Annotated in this window: 12 protein-coding genes and 1 pseudogene; 6 read left to right on the top strand and 7 right to left on the bottom strand. The window is 63.9% G+C overall.

Features of this window, described 5'->3' with window-relative positions:
• Positions 1-20: 20 nt before the first annotated feature.
• The gene (gene hutF / locus EKH55_RS12880; protein WP_069459225.1) at positions 21-1,397 is read right to left on the bottom strand and encodes a formimidoylglutamate deiminase; all 1,377 of its coding nucleotides are present in this window, start codon (positions 1,395-1,397) and stop codon (positions 21-23) included.
• A gap of 135 nt (positions 1,398-1,532) precedes the next feature.
• Here hutF and hutC point away from each other — a divergent pair, with 135 nt between their 5' ends.
• Entirely contained in the window at positions 1,533-2,276 is a 744-nt protein-coding gene (gene hutC, locus EKH55_RS12875) for a histidine utilization transcriptional repressor HutC (RefSeq protein ID WP_069459317.1), read from the top strand.
• Between the two features lie 26 nt (positions 2,277-2,302).
• A complete protein-coding gene (locus EKH55_RS12870) occupies positions 2,303-5,224 on the top strand; it encodes an aminotransferase (RefSeq protein ID WP_069459226.1) in 2,922 nt (973 codons plus the stop codon).
• A 24-nt stretch (positions 5,225-5,248) separates the two neighbouring features.
• Here the strand turns inward: EKH55_RS12870 and EKH55_RS12865 are convergent, their stop codons facing one another.
• Positions 5,249-8,302: an aminotransferase class III-fold pyridoxal phosphate-dependent enzyme gene (locus tag EKH55_RS12865; RefSeq protein ID WP_069459227.1), complete on the bottom strand. Its 3,054-nt coding sequence runs from the start codon at positions 8,300-8,302 to the stop codon at positions 5,249-5,251.
• 148 nt (positions 8,303-8,450) lie between these two features.
• Between EKH55_RS12865 and EKH55_RS12860 the strand changes: the two genes are divergently transcribed.
• Positions 8,451-8,888 carry an Lrp/AsnC family transcriptional regulator gene (locus tag EKH55_RS12860; protein WP_151611580.1) on the top strand — a complete coding sequence of 146 codons (438 nt, stop codon included), beginning with the start codon at positions 8,451-8,453 and terminating at the stop codon, positions 8,886-8,888.
• A gap of 10 nt (positions 8,889-8,898) precedes the next feature.
• Here EKH55_RS12860 and EKH55_RS12855 read toward each other — a convergent pair whose 3' ends face one another.
• Positions 8,899-9,837: an AraC family transcriptional regulator gene (locus EKH55_RS12855; RefSeq protein WP_069459229.1), complete on the bottom strand. Its 939-nt coding sequence runs from the start codon at positions 9,835-9,837 to the stop codon at positions 8,899-8,901.
• 254 nt (positions 9,838-10,091) lie between these two features.
• Here EKH55_RS12855 and EKH55_RS12850 point away from each other — a divergent pair.
• A pseudogene (locus EKH55_RS12850) lies at positions 10,092-11,134 on the top strand (NAD(P)-dependent alcohol dehydrogenase).
• 25 nt (positions 11,135-11,159) lie between these two features.
• On the opposite strand, the gene EKH55_RS12845 reads toward EKH55_RS12850, so the two are convergent.
• Together EKH55_RS12845 and EKH55_RS12840 are read right to left on the bottom strand one after the other, a co-directional pair.
• Positions 11,160-11,624 carry an Lrp/AsnC ligand binding domain-containing protein gene (locus EKH55_RS12845; protein WP_069459231.1) on the bottom strand — a complete coding sequence of 155 codons (465 nt, stop codon included), beginning with the start codon at positions 11,622-11,624 and terminating at the stop codon, positions 11,160-11,162.
• A gap of 21 nt (positions 11,625-11,645) precedes the next feature.
• Positions 11,646-12,809, bottom strand: a complete 1,164-nt coding sequence (locus EKH55_RS12840; RefSeq protein WP_069459232.1) for a M20 aminoacylase family protein — start codon at positions 12,807-12,809, stop codon at positions 11,646-11,648.
• A 152-nt stretch (positions 12,810-12,961) separates the two neighbouring features.
• Here EKH55_RS12840 and EKH55_RS12835 point away from each other — a divergent pair, with 152 nt between their 5' ends.
• Positions 12,962-14,071, top strand: a complete 1,110-nt coding sequence (locus EKH55_RS12835) for a D-alanyl-D-alanine carboxypeptidase family protein (RefSeq protein ID WP_069459318.1) — start codon at positions 12,962-12,964, stop codon at positions 14,069-14,071.
• Positions 14,072-14,094: 23 nt separating this feature from the next.
• The gene (locus EKH55_RS12830; RefSeq protein ID WP_069459233.1) at positions 14,095-15,252 is read left to right on the top strand and encodes a CobW family GTP-binding protein; all 1,158 of its coding nucleotides are present in this window, start codon (positions 14,095-14,097) and stop codon (positions 15,250-15,252) included.
• Positions 15,253-15,290: 38 nt separating this feature from the next.
• On the opposite strand, the gene EKH55_RS12825 is transcribed toward EKH55_RS12830, so the two are convergent.
• Complete coding sequence (locus EKH55_RS12825; RefSeq protein ID WP_069459234.1) at positions 15,291-15,527, bottom strand: sulfurtransferase TusA family protein; 237 nt, start codon at positions 15,525-15,527, stop codon at positions 15,291-15,293.
• A complete protein-coding gene (locus EKH55_RS12820; RefSeq protein ID WP_069459319.1) occupies positions 15,527-16,924 on the bottom strand; it encodes a L,D-transpeptidase family protein in 1,398 nt (465 codons plus the stop codon). Before EKH55_RS12820 ends, EKH55_RS12825 begins: the two co-directional genes overlap by 1 nt.
• Positions 16,925-17,003 lie beyond the last annotated feature (79 nt).

Here is a 17,003-nt window from a genome sequence, read left to right as displayed (position 1 = left end):
TTTGATCGATGGTTCGACTGCTATTTCAGCTTGTTGAGGACCCGCGCGAAGGCGCGGTCGATGTGTTCCTCCCGGTCGTGGCGTCCGTTACGGATCTTCCATTGGCCCCCGACCATGACGTCGCGGACCGCCTCGCCGCCGAGTGCAAAGAACCAGCGGTCGAGAATCTGGTTGCCGCTTGCCGCGGCGATGTAAGGATTGGCGCCGTCGAGAACGACGAGGTCCGCGCGCGCGCCGACGGTGAGGCCTCGCGGATCAATGCCGGCCGCTTGCGCGCCGCCGGCAAGTGCCGCATCGAAGATCGTTCTCCCGACCGAGGCGCCGGGGCCGGCGGCGAGGCGGTTTCGGCGGCGGTCGCGCAGCCGCTGGCCGTATTCGAGGAGCCGCAGTTCGTCCGACACACTGGTTGCGACATGGCTGTCCGTGCCGATGCCGAGCCGACCGCCCGCGGCGAGGTAATCGACGGCGGGAAAAATCCCGTCGCCGAGATTGGCCTCGGTTGCCGGGCAGAGGCCGGCAACCGCCCCGGACTTCGCCAGTCGCCCGGTTTCCTCCACCGTCATGTGCGTCGCGTGAATGGCGCACCAGCGCTCGTCGACGGGCATCTCGTCGAGCAGCCATTCGACCGGACGCCGCCCGCTCCAGGCGAGGCAGTCCTCGACCTCGCGGATCTGCTCGGCCACATGGATGTGGATCGGGCCGGAAACCGGGGCCGCGTCCAGGATCGCGCGCATCTCTGCCGGCGTTGCGGCGCGCAGCGAGTGGATGGCGTAGCCGAGCTCGGCACCGTCCTGCCGGGCGGCGGGAACGAGACGGTCGATGAGGGCGAGGAAGCGATCCGGATCGTGCAGGAAGGGGCGCTGCCCCGGATTGGGTGCCGCGCCGCCGAAATTGGCGTGGGCGTAGAAGACGGGCAGGTGGGTGAGGCCGATGCCGGTCGCCTGTGCGGCGGTCAGGATGCGCAACGACATTTCCGCCGGGTTGGCATAGGGCGTGCCGTCGGCGCCGTGATGAAGATAGTGGAACTCGACCACACGGCCGAAGCCGCCTTTCAGCATCTCGACATAGAGCTTGGCGGCGATCGCCTCGACATCGTCTGGATTGACGAGGCCGACGGTGCGGTACATTTCCTCGCGCCAGGTCCAGAAGCTGTCGTCCCCAGCGCCCGCGACCTCGGCAAGGCCGGCCATGGCGCGCTGGAAGGCATGGGAATGCAGGTTGGCCATTGCCGGGAGAAGGGGGCCGACGACGCGCTCGTCCGCTGCGTCCGATGCCTGGTTCGGCTCGATCGCGGCGAGGCGGCCGTCATCGCCGATCGACACGGCGACGTTTTCAGCCCAGCCCGTCGGCAGGAGTGCCCGTTCGGCAAAGAGCCGTTGCGCGGGATGCCTCGCCATGCGCCGTTCCCCCTGTGCGTGGTTGTATATGGAACTATAGGTATTTTGTGGTGGCGCGCAAGCGTAAAATCGAGCAAAAGAATGGCTGATTTGCCGATGGCAGGCCGGCCGGGTGCCGGCGAGACGGAGCAACATATGACGCCAATGGAGCGCAAGAGGGAGCCTGCCGCCTTCGATGAGGGACCGGTACCGCGCTACGAGGCGGTGAAGCAGTTCATCCGCAGCCGCATCGAAAGCGGCGAATGGCCGGCGCACCACCGCATCCCCTCCGAAAATGAGATCGTGGCGGAACTGCGCGTCAGCCGGATGACGGCGAACCGGGCGCTCAGGGAGCTTGCGAGCGAGGGCGCGATCACCCGCGTGCAAGGTGTCGGCTCCTTCGTCGCGGCGAGCAAGGGCAGCAGTGCGCTTCTGGAGGTCCGCAACATTGCCGACGAGATCCATGCGCGCGGCCATCTGCACAGGTCGCGGATCAACCTGATGCAGGCGGTGCCGGCGAGCTCCGAGGTGGCGGACGCTCTGGGGCTCGCGACGGGCGGCCGGGTTTTCCACTCGATCATCGTCCATCTGGAGGACGACGTGCCGATCCAGATCGAGGACCGCTTCGTCAACCCGTCCGTCTGCCCCAACTATCTGAAGCAGGATTTCGAGAGCACGACGCCGAACGCCTACCTGACATTGGTGGCACCGATCACCCGCACCGAGCAGATCGTCGAGGCGGTGCTGCCGAAACCCTGGGAGTGCAAGTTGCTTGCGATCGGCCGCAACGAGCCCTGCCTGATGATTCGCCGCCGGACCTGGTCCGATACCGCCAATGTCACCGTGGCGCGGCTTCTTTACCCCGGCACCCGCTATCGGCTCGAGGGCATGTCCCAGTAGAATCGCGCAAATACGGGAAACGAACGATGGAAGAGCAACCGCTGAAGCGCCGCACCGAGCTTAAACGGCCGCAACTGTCCGCCGAAGAGGCGAGCGCGATCCTGTCGGAGCATTACGCTGTCTCCGGCGAACTCGTCGAGCTCGGCAGCCAGCAGGACCAGAACTATCGTGTAGACGCGCCGGAAGACCGCTACGTCCTGAAGATAGCGAGGGCGGCGCGCGTCGAGCTGGAGGCGCAGAATGCGGCCTTGGCTCATGTGGCCGGAAAGGCTGGTGCGCCGAAAGTGCCGCGGGTGGTGCCGTCGCATGGCGGCGAGGAGATCGTCCCCGTCACCCTCAGCGGCGAGGCCTATCAGATCCGACTCCTCACATTTCTCGACGGCAAGCCGCTGACGGGCCGCAAGCACCTGGCCATGGAGAGCGTGGCCGCGCTTGGCGATATCGCCGGACGGCTGGCGGTTGCGATGCAGGATTTCGATCATCGGGGCCTCGATCGCGAACTGCAATGGGACCTGAGAAAGGCAGGGCCGGTGGCGTTGCACCTGCTTTCGGCCATGACGGACGGGGAATTGCGCAACCGCATCGCCGAAGCGATGGTCGGCGCCATGCGGCGGCTGCAGCCGCTGATGCCGGAGCTGCGCGTGCAAGCGATCCACCAGGACGTGACCGACGACAACGTCGTCGGCCGCGCCGACGGCAGCGGCCGCCTCGTGCCTGAAGGCGTCATCGATTTCGGCGACGTCATGAGGGGCTGGGTGGTTGCGGAGCTCGCGGTCGCCTGCGCCTCGCTGCTGCATCACGCGGACGGCGACCCCTTCGTAATTCTCCCGGCGGTGAAAGCCTTCCATACAGCTTACCCGCTGACCGATACCGAACTCGAGGCGCTCTGGCCACTGGTGGTCGCGAGGGCCGGCGTGCTGGTCGCAAGCTCGGCGCAGCAGCTCGGGATCGATCCGGACAATGCTTATGTCCAGCACAATGCCTCCCATGAGCGAGAAATCTTCGAGGTGGCCGTCTCCGTCCCCTCCGACCTCATGGATGAGGCGATCCGCCAGGCCGTCGGCAAGGAAGCGGCGAAGACAGTCCCGGCCATGGAGGCCCGCCTGCTGCCGGATATCGATCCGGATCATGTCGGCATCGTCGATCTCTCGCTGCTCGGTTCGCATCTACCCTCAGACCGCTGGCAATACGAGGACACCGAGGCGCTGCTCCTGCAGTCGGCGGCGCGAGCGGCGGGCGCTGCCGCCACGCGCTACGGCGAATTCCGGCTGACGGAGACGCGACTGCTTCAGGCTCAGGCGCCGCGGACCTCGGCGCTCGGCGTCGACCTTTGCCTGCCCGGGCAGACGGCGGTCCACGCGCCCTTTTCCGGTCGGATCGTGGAGCGTCAGGGCAGGCTTGTGCTTTCGGACGAGCGGCTGCATCTCCACCTTCTCGGCGTCGATCCGACGGATACTGGCAGCGATACGGTCGAGGCTGGTGCCCGCATCGGCACGACCTTTGGCGATCCCGGGGCACTCGGCTTCATGCGCGTCCAGCTCTCAACGGTGCCGGATCTCGACCCGCCGGCCTTCGCTGCGGCGCATCAGGCGAAAGCCTGGCGGCGGCTCTGCCCGTCGCCCGCCGCGCTTCTCGGTTTCGATTGCGACGCGCCCTTGCCGGATGCGGCCGGGCTCCTGCAACGGCGCCGGCGCCATTTCGCACGCCCGCAGAAGAACTATTACCGCAATCCGCCCGAGATCGAGCGCGGCTGGAAGGAGCATCTCTTCGACATCGAGGGGCGCGCCTATCTCGATATGCTCAACAACGTCACCATCGTCGGCCACGGACATCCGCGCCTCTCGGCCGCCGTCGGGCGGCAATGGTCGCTGCTCAACACCAATTCCCGCTTCCACTATGCGGCGGTCACAGAGTTTTGCGAGCGGCTTGCGGGGCTGGCACCGGAAGGTCTCGACACGGTCTTCCTCGTCAACAGCGGCTCGGAGGCGAACGATCTCGCCATTCGTCTGGCCTGGGCCGCTTCCGGCGCTCGCAACATGATTTCGCTGCTCGAGGCCTATCATGGCTGGACGGTCGCCAGCGACGCGGTCTCGACCTCGGTCGCGGACAATCCGGAGGCGCTGACCACAAGACCCGGCTGGGTGCATCCGGTCGTCTCGCCGAACACCTACCGCGGTCCGTTTCGCGGCGCTGGCTCGACTGGTGACTATGTCGCGACAGTCTCGGCCAAGCTCAGTGAACTGGAAGAGAAAGGGCAAAAGCTCGCCGGCTTCATCTCCGAAACCGTATACGGCAATGCCGGCGGCATTCCGCTGCCGCCCGGCTATCTGGAGGCGGTCTATGCCATGGTCCGGTCGCACGGCGGTGTCACGATCGCCGACGAAGTGCAGGTCGGTTATGGACGGCTCGGGCACTATTTCTGGGGCTTCGAGGAACAGGGCGTGGTCCCGGACATCATCACCGTCGCCAAGGGGATGGGCAACGGCCATCCGCTCGGCGCCGTCCTCGCGCGCCGCGAAATCGCGGAGGCGCTGGAGAAGGAAGGCTATTTCTTCTCCTCCTCCGGCGGAAGTCCGGTCAGCTGCGTCGTGGGCACGACCGTGCTCGACATCCTTCACGACGAGGCGCTGCAGGACAACGCCCGCACGGTCGGCAGCCATCTCAAGGCGCGGCTGCAGGCACTTATGGATCGTTTCCCACTCGTTGGCGCCGTTCACGGCATGGGACTCTATCTCGGCGTCGAATTCGTCCGCGACCGGGAGACCCTCGAGCCCGCGACCGAAGAGACGGCAGCGATCTGCGACCGCCTGCTGGAGCTCGGCGTCATCATGCAGCCGACCGGCGACCATCTGAACGTGCTCAAGATCAAGCCGCCGCTCTGCCTCAGCCACGAGAGCGCCGATTTCTTCGCCGACATGCTGGCGAAAGCGCTCCGGGACGGCTGGTAGCGCGTACGCCGCGGCGTCATTCGCTCAGTCCGTTCCGGTCAGCACTGCCGCGAAGGTTTCGTCGAGCACGTTGATCAGGTGATCGGCGTCGCGTCTTGAGAAAATCATCGGCGGCCGCATCTTCAGAACACTATCGTGCGGTCCCTCGGTGCCTAGCAGCACGCCCCGTCGTCGCGCTCCGTTCGAAACAGCCCGGGCGATCTCGGTCGCGGGCGCTTTCGTGTTCCGATCCGCAACCAACTCGATGCCAAGAAAGAGACCCAGGCCGCGCACGTCGCCGATCACCTCGTAACGCTCCTGCATTGCCCGGAACTCAGCGAGAAGATAATTGCCGATCGTGAGTGCATTGCGGCGCAGGTCCTCGGCCTCGATTATGTCGAGGACGGCGAGGCCGACCGAGCAGGAGACCGGGTTGCCGCCGAAAGTGTTGAAGTACTCCATGCCGTTGTTGAAGGATTGGGCGATCTCGCGGGTTGTGACGACCGCCGCCAGCGGATGCCCGTCGCCGATCGGCTTGCCCATGGTGACGATGTCCGGAACCACGTCTTGCGTCTCGAAGGCCCACCAGTAACTGCCGACCCGGCCGAAGCCGACCTGCACTTCGTCGGCGATCGTAACGCCGCCGGCCTCGCGCACGATCCGGTAGACCTCCTTCAGATAGCCCTTCGGCAGGAACACCTGGCCGGCGACGCTCGGGACCGACTCGGCCATGAAGAACCCGGGTCCATCGCCTCTGGCCTTCATCGCGTCGATCAATTCGGCAACGCTTTCGGCAAAACGCTTGCCATGCTCTTCGGCCGGCCAGTCCGGCGGCGCGTGATAACCATCCGGTATGCTTGCGACATGGACATGTGGCTTCTGTCCTTGGCCGCCCTTGCGACGGAACTTGTAGGCGCTGAGATCGATCAGTTCCTGCGTCGTGCCGTGATAGGCCCAATCGAGCACGATCGCGTTTTCGCGGGCCGTATGGGTGCGTGCAAGGCGCAGCGCTAGGCTGTTGGCTTCGGAGCCGCTGTTGACGAAACCGGCGACGGTCAGTGCCCTTGGCATTGTCGCGGTCAGCCGCTCCGCATAGGCGACGATATTGTCGTGCAGGTAGCGCGTGTTGGTGTTGAGCATCGCCGCCTGGCGTGCCATCGCCTCGACGACCGCCGGATGGGCGTGGCCGACGTGGCAGACATTGTTGAAACAGTCGAGATAGGCACGGCCGCGGTCGTCGATCAGCCAGACGCCTTCGCCGCGCACGAACTTGATAGGCTTGTCGTAGGAGATCGCGAGGTTTGGTAGCAGCAATTCCCTGCGGAGCCGGACGATTTCCTCATGCGGGCGGCCGGTCCGCGCGTAGAATTCCGGTGCAATACCGGCGAACGTGGCGGCATCGGGGAATAGTTCCGCCCAGACATCCAGGTAGTGCTCCTCGCCCACGCCGAGGATCTCCGTCGCCGCCAGGCTCGTGTCGGTCGAGATCTGCAGATGCAGATGCGGCGCCCAGCCGCCGTTTTCCTCCGGCGTACCGATTTCGCCGACGAGCGCGCCGGCTTCGAGCCGGTCGCCCGGCTTCAGGCGACCGAGAGCTTCGTGGGCAAGATGCCCCCAGAGCGTCACGAAGGGCGGGCAGTGCTCCGGCTCGTGGCGGAGCGCGACGAGGCAGCCGTAGCCGAGCGGATCCTTTTCGATCTCGATGCTGACGACGGTGGCGGCGAGTGGTGCGTGGAGCCTGGTACCGGCGGCCATGAAGAGGTCGAGGCCGAGATGACGGGTGCGGCGCGTGGCTTCGATGAGATGGGAAACGAACATCTCGCCCGAATAGACGGTGCGTGCTTCGCCCCAGGGGCCGATGCCGAGTTCAACGCCCGCCGTCCCGCAATGCGCCTCCCAAATCGACTGCGCCTCATGCGGCCGCTCACCTGCCGAAGCGATGGTCATCGGATGGGCGGGATTGCCATAGGGCACGACGTCGGCGGGATAGGCTGCTGCCGGGCGCTCGAAGATCGGGGACAGGCTTTTGCGGTTCTGCTGGATCCACACGGCAACAGCCCGGGCGCCGGCAACCGCCTCGAAACCGCAGGCGCTGCGCAAGATGGCGGTGGCGAAACGCGGGTTCATGGCGTCGAGCTTGCGCAAAAGCGCCCAGGCCGGTTTCTCGCTGACGCCGAGATAGGGGTTTCCCTCTGTCTCGGCCCGGCGCGAGGCGGACATCGTGACCGACGCCACCAGCCGCATGGCAATCAGGTCGAAGAGGAGATCGATTTCCTCTTCCAGAAGCGGGTACTCGGTGTGAAAACCGCGGGCGATCGCCGCAGCGGCCCCGATCGGGTCGGCATGGTCGAGCCCTGCATAGGCGGCGGCAATCGCCACTTCGGCAATGACGGGCGCGTAGAGGGCGTCACCGAAGTCGATGATGCCGGCGATGCGATCGTGATCCTGCTCTTCGACCAGCACGTTCCAATCATTGGCGTCGTTATGGATGATCCCCGCGCGCAGCATCGAAAGCTGCGGCGCGACCCGGACTTCGAAGCGGGCGAGGAAGCGTTGAAGAAGCGCGCGGTCGCCCTCATCGGCCACATGTTGCAGCCGGTCGGCGGAGCGTCCGGCATTGCGAATGTCCCAGTCGATGTCGCGCAGCGCACCCGGGTGCATGAAGCCCTTAAGGGCGGCGTCGAAGCGGCCGAGCATGCGGCCCAGCGAGTGAAGTGCCGCGTCGCTTCGTCGGGACCGGGCGAGCGGCATGCCGGGAAGCCAGCTGACAACCCGCAGCCTGTGGGTGAGACCAGACGCGCCTTTGGCCTCGGCAAAGCTCTGCCCGAACAGCGTCGGATGCGGGTGCGGCACGGGAAGGTCGCCGGCAATTCCGCCGAGATGATTCAGTAGTACCGACTGGAAATCGCTTTCGATCTCCGGCTCGGCCGCATTGATGATCTTCAGAACGTAGGTCGCGCTATCGGCGGTGACCTTGAAGTTCTGGTCCCGTTCGCTGTCGAGCGGCGCGAGCGTTCCCTCCAGGCTGAAATGTTGTGCAAGGAGCGCTTTCGCTTCGGCAGGGGAAAAATTCGGCGTGGTATTCAGCATCTCGTCCAAAAGCCCTCGTTTTGCGGCGAGAGTGACATGCCCAACGACGCACCGCATCCGGCATTTCGCTGGTTGTGCCGGCACTCTGTTTATTCTAACCGTCCTTTTGTCGGCGCTCTGATGAGCAGGGGCGGAGCACGGAGGGTGGGAGGCACCATTGCAGAATATCGATGCGACCGACCGGTCGATCCTCAGCATTCTCAGCCGTGAGGCGCGCCTCCCGATGAAATCGCTTGCCGGCCGTATCGGTCTGTCGCGCAGCGCCACGGCGGAGCGCGTTGCACGGCTGGAAAGAGCCGGCGTCATTCGCGGCTATCGCGCTGATATCGGGCAGTTGGAGGAGGGCCAGATCGAGGCCTTCCTGCTGGTGACGCTCAAACGCACGCCCTCTGTCGGCGTGCTCGACAGGCTCGCCGGCTTTCCCCCGGTCCGCCGCGTGTCCTCCGTCAGCGGTCAGCTCGATCTGGTGGTCGAGGTCAAGGTGGCGTCGATCAATGCCTTGAACGAGTTGCGCAATGAGGTGGCGGGGCTCGACGAGGTCGATGATCTGACGACATCGATCGTCCTGCGGCGCGAAATCGAGCGAAGCGGATGACCGGCATGCTCTATCCTTCGCTCAGCATCTCCGGCTCGCCGCTCGAGCGACCGAACAGATTGCGGCGGACGCGGCCTATGTCGCGGGCCGGCGGGTCGCCGAAGTGGCGCGCATATTCGCGGCTGAATTGCGACGGGCTCTCGTAGCCGACTCGATGACCGGCGGCGCCGGCGTCGAGGCGTTCCTGCAGCATCAGCCGCCGCGCCTCCTGCAGGCGAAGCTGCTTTTGATATTGCAGCGGGCTCATGGCCGTGATCGCCTTGAAATGATGATGCAGCGAGGAGACGCTCATGTTCACGCGGCCTGCGAGTTCCTCGATGCGCAGGGGGGTGGCATAATTTTCCGTCAACCAGGCGACGGCGCGGCCGACCTGGTGCGGATAGCTCTCAGCCGTCGCCATCTGCCGCAGCTTGGCACCATGGGGTCCGATCAGCAGCCGGTATAGGACTTCCTGTTCGAGGAGGGGCAGCAGGACGGCCGAGTCCTCGGGGCGATCGAGCAGTCGCATCAGGCGCAGTGCCGCGTCCTCCAGGTCGCTTGTCAGCTTGTTGACGGTCATCCCGCGCGGCGAGGCTGGCAACGGTGCCGGTGCGTCGCCTATCCTGTCGACGAGCTCCGCGATCTTGCGCACGTCGATTTGAAAACTCATGCTGAGATAGGGTTCGTCCGGCGTCGCGACGATCTGCCAGGATACAGGCAGATCGATCGAGGTCACGAGATAGTCGGAGGCCCCATAGGTCAGCGTTTCCTCGCCGAGCATCAGGCGCTTGGCGCCTTGTACGATGATGGCGAGACCTGGCCCGTAGGAACCGCAACTGACCTCGGCGAAATTGGACGACCGATGCACGGCGAGACCCGGAACGAATGTCGAAAAATGGCCATCCGTCACGGCCGTTCGGGCAATGATGTCGATCATCTCCTGGCGTGGCGATTTATGCGTGACTGACATGTTCTGCGGTCTTTCCAGTGGCTTGGGTGGTGGCGGGCTCGATAACAGATAGCCGTTCGAGCCAATTCCGTCAGCGCTCCACGACCGTTCTTGCAGGATCGTGCAAGAATCTTGCAGGATCAAGCTACCGCAATCCACGGCAGAGACAGCATAGTGCGACCTGCCGCCCGCGTCCATCGTCGCCACGCGCGGGCCCCCACAGGCGCCGCGCGCTCCCGAGCCGGCGCCCACTCCAAAACATCAAGGATAGACCCATGGCCATTGCTAGAGGATATGCCGCGACCGATGCGTCGAAGCCGCTCGCGCCCTTCACCTTCGAGCGCCGCGAACCGCGCGAAGACGACGTGGTTATCGATATCAAATTTTGCGGCGTCTGCCATTCCGACATCCACCAGGCCCGCAACGAATGGGGCAATTCGATCTTCCCCATGGTGCCCGGCCATGAAATCGTCGGCATCGTGCGGGCAGTCGGTCCCAAGGTGACCAGATTCCGGATCGGCGACCGCGTCGGCGTCGGTTGCTTCGTCGATTCCTGCACCACCTGTGCGGCCCGCGACCTCGACCGCGAACAGTATCTGCCCGGCCTCGTGCCGACCTATAACGGCGTCGAAGCGGACGGAACGCCGACCCAGGGCGGCTATTCCGATCACATCGTCGTCAAGGAAGGCTATGTGCTCTCCATTCCGGAGAATCTGCCGCTCGACGCGGCCGCGCCGCTTCTCTGCGCCGGCATCACGCTCTATTCGCCGCTGCGCCATTGGAAGGCGGGGCCCGGCAGGAAGGTGGCGATCGTTGGCATGGGCGGACTTGGCCATATGGGCGTGAAGCTCGCCCATGCGATGGGGGCGGAAGTGACGGTCTTCAGCCAGAGTCTATCGAAAAAGGAGGACGGGCTGAAGCTCGGCGCCGACCACTATTACGCGACGAACGATCCGGAGACTTTCCAGGCGCTTGCCGGCAGCTTCGATCTGATCATATGCACTGTAGCGGCCGAGATCGACTGGAACGCCTATCTCAATCTCCTGAAGGTCGACGGTGATTTCGTGCTGGTCGGCATTCCGGAAAATCCGGTGCCGGTCCATGCCTTCTCGCTGGTGCCGGGCCGGCGCAGCATTTCCGGCTCGATGATCGGCTCGATCAAGGAACGCAGGAGATGCTCGACTTCTGTGGCGAGCACGGCATCGTCTCGGAGATCGAGAGGATCAAGATCGATGAAATCAACGCGGCCTATGAGCGGGTGATCAGGAGCGACGTGCGCTATCGCTTCGTCATCGACATGACCTCACTTAAGGCATAATCGACAACGCGAAACGGTCCGCTACTCAGATCAGCGGCAGCGGACCGTCATTCTTGATTTCTTCCATTACCGCATAGGTGCGGGTCTCCTTGACGCCGGGCAGCGTCCACAGCACCTGGCCGAGGAAGTTGCGGTAGGCGGCCATGTCCTCGAAACGGGTCTTGACGAGATAGTCGAAACCTCCGGCCACCATGTGGCACTCAAGCACTGCGGGCGCCTGCTTGATGGCGGCGGTGAACTGGTCGAAGACCTCCGGCGTCGTCTTGTCGAGCATGACCTCGATGAAGACCAGGAGCCCGAAGCCGAGCTTGTGCGGATCGAGACGCGCCCCAAAACCGCAGACATAACCTTCCTTCAGGAGCCGCCGCAGGCGCTCACTGGTGGCGGTCGGAGACAGGCCTATGCGGTCAGCCAGCTCGAGATTGGTGATGCGGCCGTCCGCCTGCAGGATCTGCAGAATTCTGCGGTCGGTCTTGTCGATCTGATGCATGTTGCCGCCTCCCCGCGTTCGTCAGGCGGCAAGTCGCGCTTCGGCGAGCTTCACCCAGTAGGAGATGCCGTGCGGAATAACCTCATCGTTGAAATCATAGGCGGGATGATGAAGGCCGGCCGTATCGCCGTTGCCGATGAAGATGAAGGCGCCCGGACGGGCAAGCAGCATGTAGGAGAAGTCCTCGCCGCCCATCATCGGGTCGAGTGCGGCATCCACCTTGCCGTCGCCGGCGATCGTCGCTGCGACTGCAAGCGCATGGGCGGTCTCGTCCGCATGATTGACCGTGACCGGATAGTTGCGACCGTACCAGATCTCGGCTGTCGCCCCATAGGCGCCGGCGAGGCTTTCGGCGATCTGGCGAATTCGCGCCTCGCCCGTGTCGCGCACCTCCGGCGTCAGCGCCCGGACTGTCCCGGCAAGCACGGCCTGTTCGGGAATGACGTTGTGAGCGAAGCCGGCATTGAACTTGGTGACAGAGACGACGATCGAGGCGAGTGGATCGACAGTCCGCGAGGCGATCGTCTGCAGCGCGTTGACGATCTGCGCGCCGACCGTGATCGGGTCGACCGTCTTGTGCGGCTGAGCCGCATGGCCGCCGCGGCCCTTGACGGTGATCGAGAACTCGTCGGTGGAGGCCATGATCGGGCCGACGCGGCTGCCGAACTGGCCGACCGGCATGCCCGGCATGTTGTGCATGCCATAGACCTCCTCGATGCCGAAGCGTTCCATGAGGCCATCCTTGACCATCTCGTTGCCGCCGCCGCCGCCTTCCTCCGCCGGCTGGAAGATGACGGCGACATTGCCAGCGAAATTCCGCGTCTCGGCGAGGTATTTCGCCGCACCGAGCAGCATGGCCGTGTGACCATCATGACCGCAGGCATGCATCTTGCCGGGCGTCGTCGAGGCCCAGGGCTTGCCAGTCGTCTCGGTGATCGGCAGGGCATCCATGTCGGCCCTCAGACCAATGGTGCGGCCGGTGCCGAGATTGCCGCGAATGAGGCCGACGACTCCGGTGCGGCCGAGTCCGGTCACGATCTCGTCAACACCGAACTCCTTGAGTTTCCTTTCGACGAAGGCTGACGTATTTTCCACCGCGAACAGAAGCTCCGGGTTCATGTGCAGGTGGCGCCGCCATTCGGTCACTTCGTTCTGGAGTTCGGCGGCGCGGTTCAAAATCGGCATGATGTATCCCTGTCGGTCTTCGGTGGATGGACGCGCCAGCCAAATCACTGGCCTTTGCCATGTCCTGGCCATATAGGCTAAATAGCGGGACAATACGAGGCAACTGCGGAATTTCGAGGTTTGAGATCGTGACGACGACTGCTCGATTCATGATGTGCAACAGCATTAGGGCCCTGGCCGCTCTTGCGGTCACCTGTGCGGCCATCATGGTTGCGGCCCTGCCGTCCCATGCCAATCCGCGACTCGTCGTCGACGTCAACACACTGAAGGTCTACGAGCATGAGGACATCTTCCAGAGATGGTACCCGGCGTCGCTCACCAAACTGATGACGGCCTATACGACCTTTCGTGCGATCAAGGCGGGGCAACTGGCGCTGGAAAGTGCGGTGGTCATGTCGAAGAACGCAGCGTCCGAACCGCCGAGCAAGATGTTCTACAAGCCCGGCCAGACGATGACGCTCGACAGCGCGTTGAAGATGATGCTCGTGAAATCGGCGAACGATGTTGCCGTGGCGATCGCCGAGACGGTCGGCGGATCGGAACAGGCCTTCATCGATCGCATGAATGCCGAGGCGCGCCGAATCGGCATGACATCGTCGCATTTCGTCAATCCCAACGGCCTGCCCGGACAGGGTCAGTACACGACCGCCCGCGACCTTGCGGTACTGGCGATCACGCTGAAGCGCGAATTCCCAGAATACGCTCCCTATTTCGCCCTGGAAGGCATCACCACGGGCAAGAAGGACTATGCGAATTACAACATGCTGATCGGGCGCTTCGACGGTGCGGACGGCATGAAGACCGGGTTCATCTGCGCGTCGGGCTTCAATCAGGTATCGTCGGCGACCAGGGGCGGCCGCAGCGTCGTTTCGGTCGTGCTGGGCGAAGATAGCCTCGGCGCCCGCGCCGACGAGTCGGCCCGTCTGCTGCAGATGGCTTTGACAAGCGGGAGTGTGGGAAAACCATCGCTCACGCAAATCGCGCCCTACGGCGAAAGCCGCGATGTGACTGCCGATGTCAGCAAGGAAATCTGCTCGAAGGAGGCGGCGAAAATCCGCAGCGAAGGGCGTGACGAGGCCGGGCGGCAGAAGCTGCTCTCACCCTATATCCATGAGATCAACCGTCCGCTGAAACTGGTCTACGCCGGGCTTGTTCCGGGCAGCGGCGAAAAGACTGTAAAGGCCGGCAGCGACGTCGCAGGGCAGGGCGACACCGCCGAAATAGCCAATGTGCCGATTCCCGTGCCGCGCCCGAACCTGTGACGATTGTCCGAAGGAGCTCCGCCATGAACGGTCCATTGCCGGTTGTTCCGGTCTCCATCCTGACCGGCTTCCTTGGTGCCGGCAAGACGACCCTTCTCAATCGTCTGCTGAAGGATCCGGAACTCACCGACACCGCCGTGATCATCAACGAGTTCGGGGATGTGGCGATCGACCATCTTCTGGTCGAGGCATCGAGCGACGGCGTGATCGAGCTTTCCGACGGCTGCCTCTGCTGCACCGTGCGTGGCGAACTCGTCGATACGCTCGCCGATCTCATGGACCGGATGCAGACGGGGCGCATCACGCCGCTGAAGCGCGTCGTCATCGAAACTACGGGGCTCGCCGACCCGGCACCCGTGCTTCAGTCCATTATCGGCAATCCGGTGCTCGCGCAAAATTACCGTCTCGACGGCGTGGTGACCGTCGTCGACGCGATCAATGGCGAGTCGACGATTGCCGGCCATATGGAAGCCATGAAGCAGGTTGCCGTCGCCGATCGCCTCGTCATTGCCAAGACGGGGCTTGCGAAAAGCGAGCAGGTCAGCGCGCTTTCGGTCATCCTCAGAGAACTCAATCCGCGCGCGCCCGTCATCGACGGCGATACGGAGGCGGCCGGCCGGGCAGATTTGTTCGCCTGCGGCCTCTATGACCCCTCGACCAAGGCCGCCGATGTCGGCCGCTGGCTGCAGGACGAAGCCGAAGCAAGTTGCGGCCACTTGCATGAGCATCATCACGAACATGACCATCACCATCATCATGATGGGCATGGGCACCCCTATCGTCACCATGACGTCAACAGCCATGGCTCCGACATCCGCTCCTTCAGCATCATTCACGACCGGCCGATCGAGCCGATGGCGCTGGAGATGTTCATCGATCTCCTGCGCTCGGCCCATGGTGAGAAACTCTTGCGGATGAAGGCGATCGTGGCGGTTGCAGACAATCCGGAGCAGCCGGTAGTGCTGCACGGCGTCCAGACGGTGTTCCACACGCCGGAACGCTTGCCGGCCTGGCCCGATCCCGCCGACCGGCGCACCCGCATGGTGCTGATCACCAAGGGGCTGGAGGAGGTCTTCGTCTGCGACCTTTTCGACGCCTTCACCGGCAAGCCGCGTATCGACCAGGCAGATGCCCAGGCACTCGCCGACAATCCGCTAGCGGTGCCCGGTATTCGGTTCTAAGCCGGTTCCGCATCCTCGGGCATGCGCAGGGCGATGCGCTAGCCTTTCTTCCGAATGAGAAAGCGATGGCCGCCCGCAACAGGGGTCGCCTCTTCGAGCCGGTGTCCGTCTTCGTTGCAGAAGTGCGGAATATCGACGACGGCGAGGGGATCGGTCGTCTCGATCTCGATCAGCGCGCCCGGCGCGAGCGATTCCATGCGTTTACGCGCCTTCAAAACCGGAAGGGGGCATTTCAGCCCCCTCAGATCATAGACGATCTTCTGCTCGACCGGCATCAATTGCCCCAGATCTTCCAGAAGGGGCGCTTTTTCGGTTGTTCGATGAGAGGCTGTTCGGCAGGGGCGGCTTCGCCGGCGGGCGCTGTGGCCACACGCGGGTTTTCGGGCACCGCCGGAGCACCTGCCGCTGGCTGCTGAACGGGTGCGGGCTGACTGGCAGCCTGTTCCGGTGACGGGGCAGCCGGGCCTGGCGTTACGGACTCGCCGTTGGAGAACAAGTTCCAGAACGACTTCCTGGTGGGCGTCGGCTGCAGCGTCGCCTGTTCCACCGGCCGCACAATCGGGTTCGGCTCCGGAACCGGTACCGTCCTTCCCTCGCGGCCCGCCTTCTCCAATGCTTCCTTCTGGATAAGCGTGGCCTGCCTGGCCTCCTCGGCCTCCTGCTGTGCGGCGATCCTCTTTTCGAGGTCGCTCACCTTCATCAGCTTGCCGGCGTCAAGCGAGGTGCCGGTCGGCGCATAGGCGAGTTCGCGGCCCTTGCGCTGTTCGGCGACCACCGCCTTGCGCTCCGCCTCGGTCGGTTCATACCAGACCATGCCTTCGAATTTCTTCAGCGCCTTGTCGTAGTCGCGCTTATAGTCCTTCTCGAAATTCGCCATCGCCACATGCAGTTCCGGCGGCGTGGACATCGGGGGGCATTGCCCGGCCGGATTGAACGTGCCGTCGCTCTGCTGGTTGAAGACGTATTTCCGCTCACAGACGTTCACTTGCGGCGGCCGCTTCGTCACTTCGAACTGGTCGTAGCCTTCCTTCAGCATCTTCCAGAACTCGATATTCGAATTGTTGCGGTGACGCGCCATGTTCTCCGCCGTCATGCGAAAGGGAAAGGCCTGCAGCTGGATGTTTTCCTGTCCCCCCCGGAAGGCGTCGCGCGCCAGCGCGAAAATCTCGATGACCTGCTCGTCGGTCATGGAATAGCAGCCAGAGGAGGAGCAGGCGCCATGGATCATCAGATGCGTGCCGCTGCGGTTGTTCGCCTTGTCATAGGCGTTCGGAAAGCCGGTATTGATCGCTAGATAATAGCTCGAATTGGGATTCATCTGGTGCGGATAAAGCGGGTAGAATCCCTCCGGTGCCTGTCGGTCGCCTTCCTTGACCTTCGGGCCGAGCTTGCCCGACCAGGCGCAGATCTTATAGCTCTTCAGAAGCTGGAAGCGGTTCGCCGTATTCGCTTTCCAGACTTCGAGGGTTCCCTCTTCCTTGAAGATGCGCAAGAGTATCGGGGACGACTTCTGCATCCCAAGCTCGCGCATCTTGCTGACCAGCTTGCTGGAAAGCTGGTACTCGGTCTTGTTCTTGACGTTGGAAATGTTGACCGAGTCGAGCGTCTCGTTGGTGCAACCGGCAAGCGCGGCTACGACAGCGGCGGTGACAACAAGATTTCTAAAACGCATCAGCGAAAGCCCGTTCTTGCCACAATCCATCCTTGAGCGCCGCATCCATCCGGGAAGGGCTCTTCAACGAATCACTACG

The sequence above is a fragment of the Sinorhizobium alkalisoli genome (genome assembly GCF_008932245.1).
In the GTDB taxonomy this organism is placed as follows: domain Bacteria; phylum Pseudomonadota; class Alphaproteobacteria; order Rhizobiales; family Rhizobiaceae; genus Sinorhizobium; species Sinorhizobium alkalisoli.
This window is presented reverse-complemented; position numbering and strand designations above follow the sequence as displayed.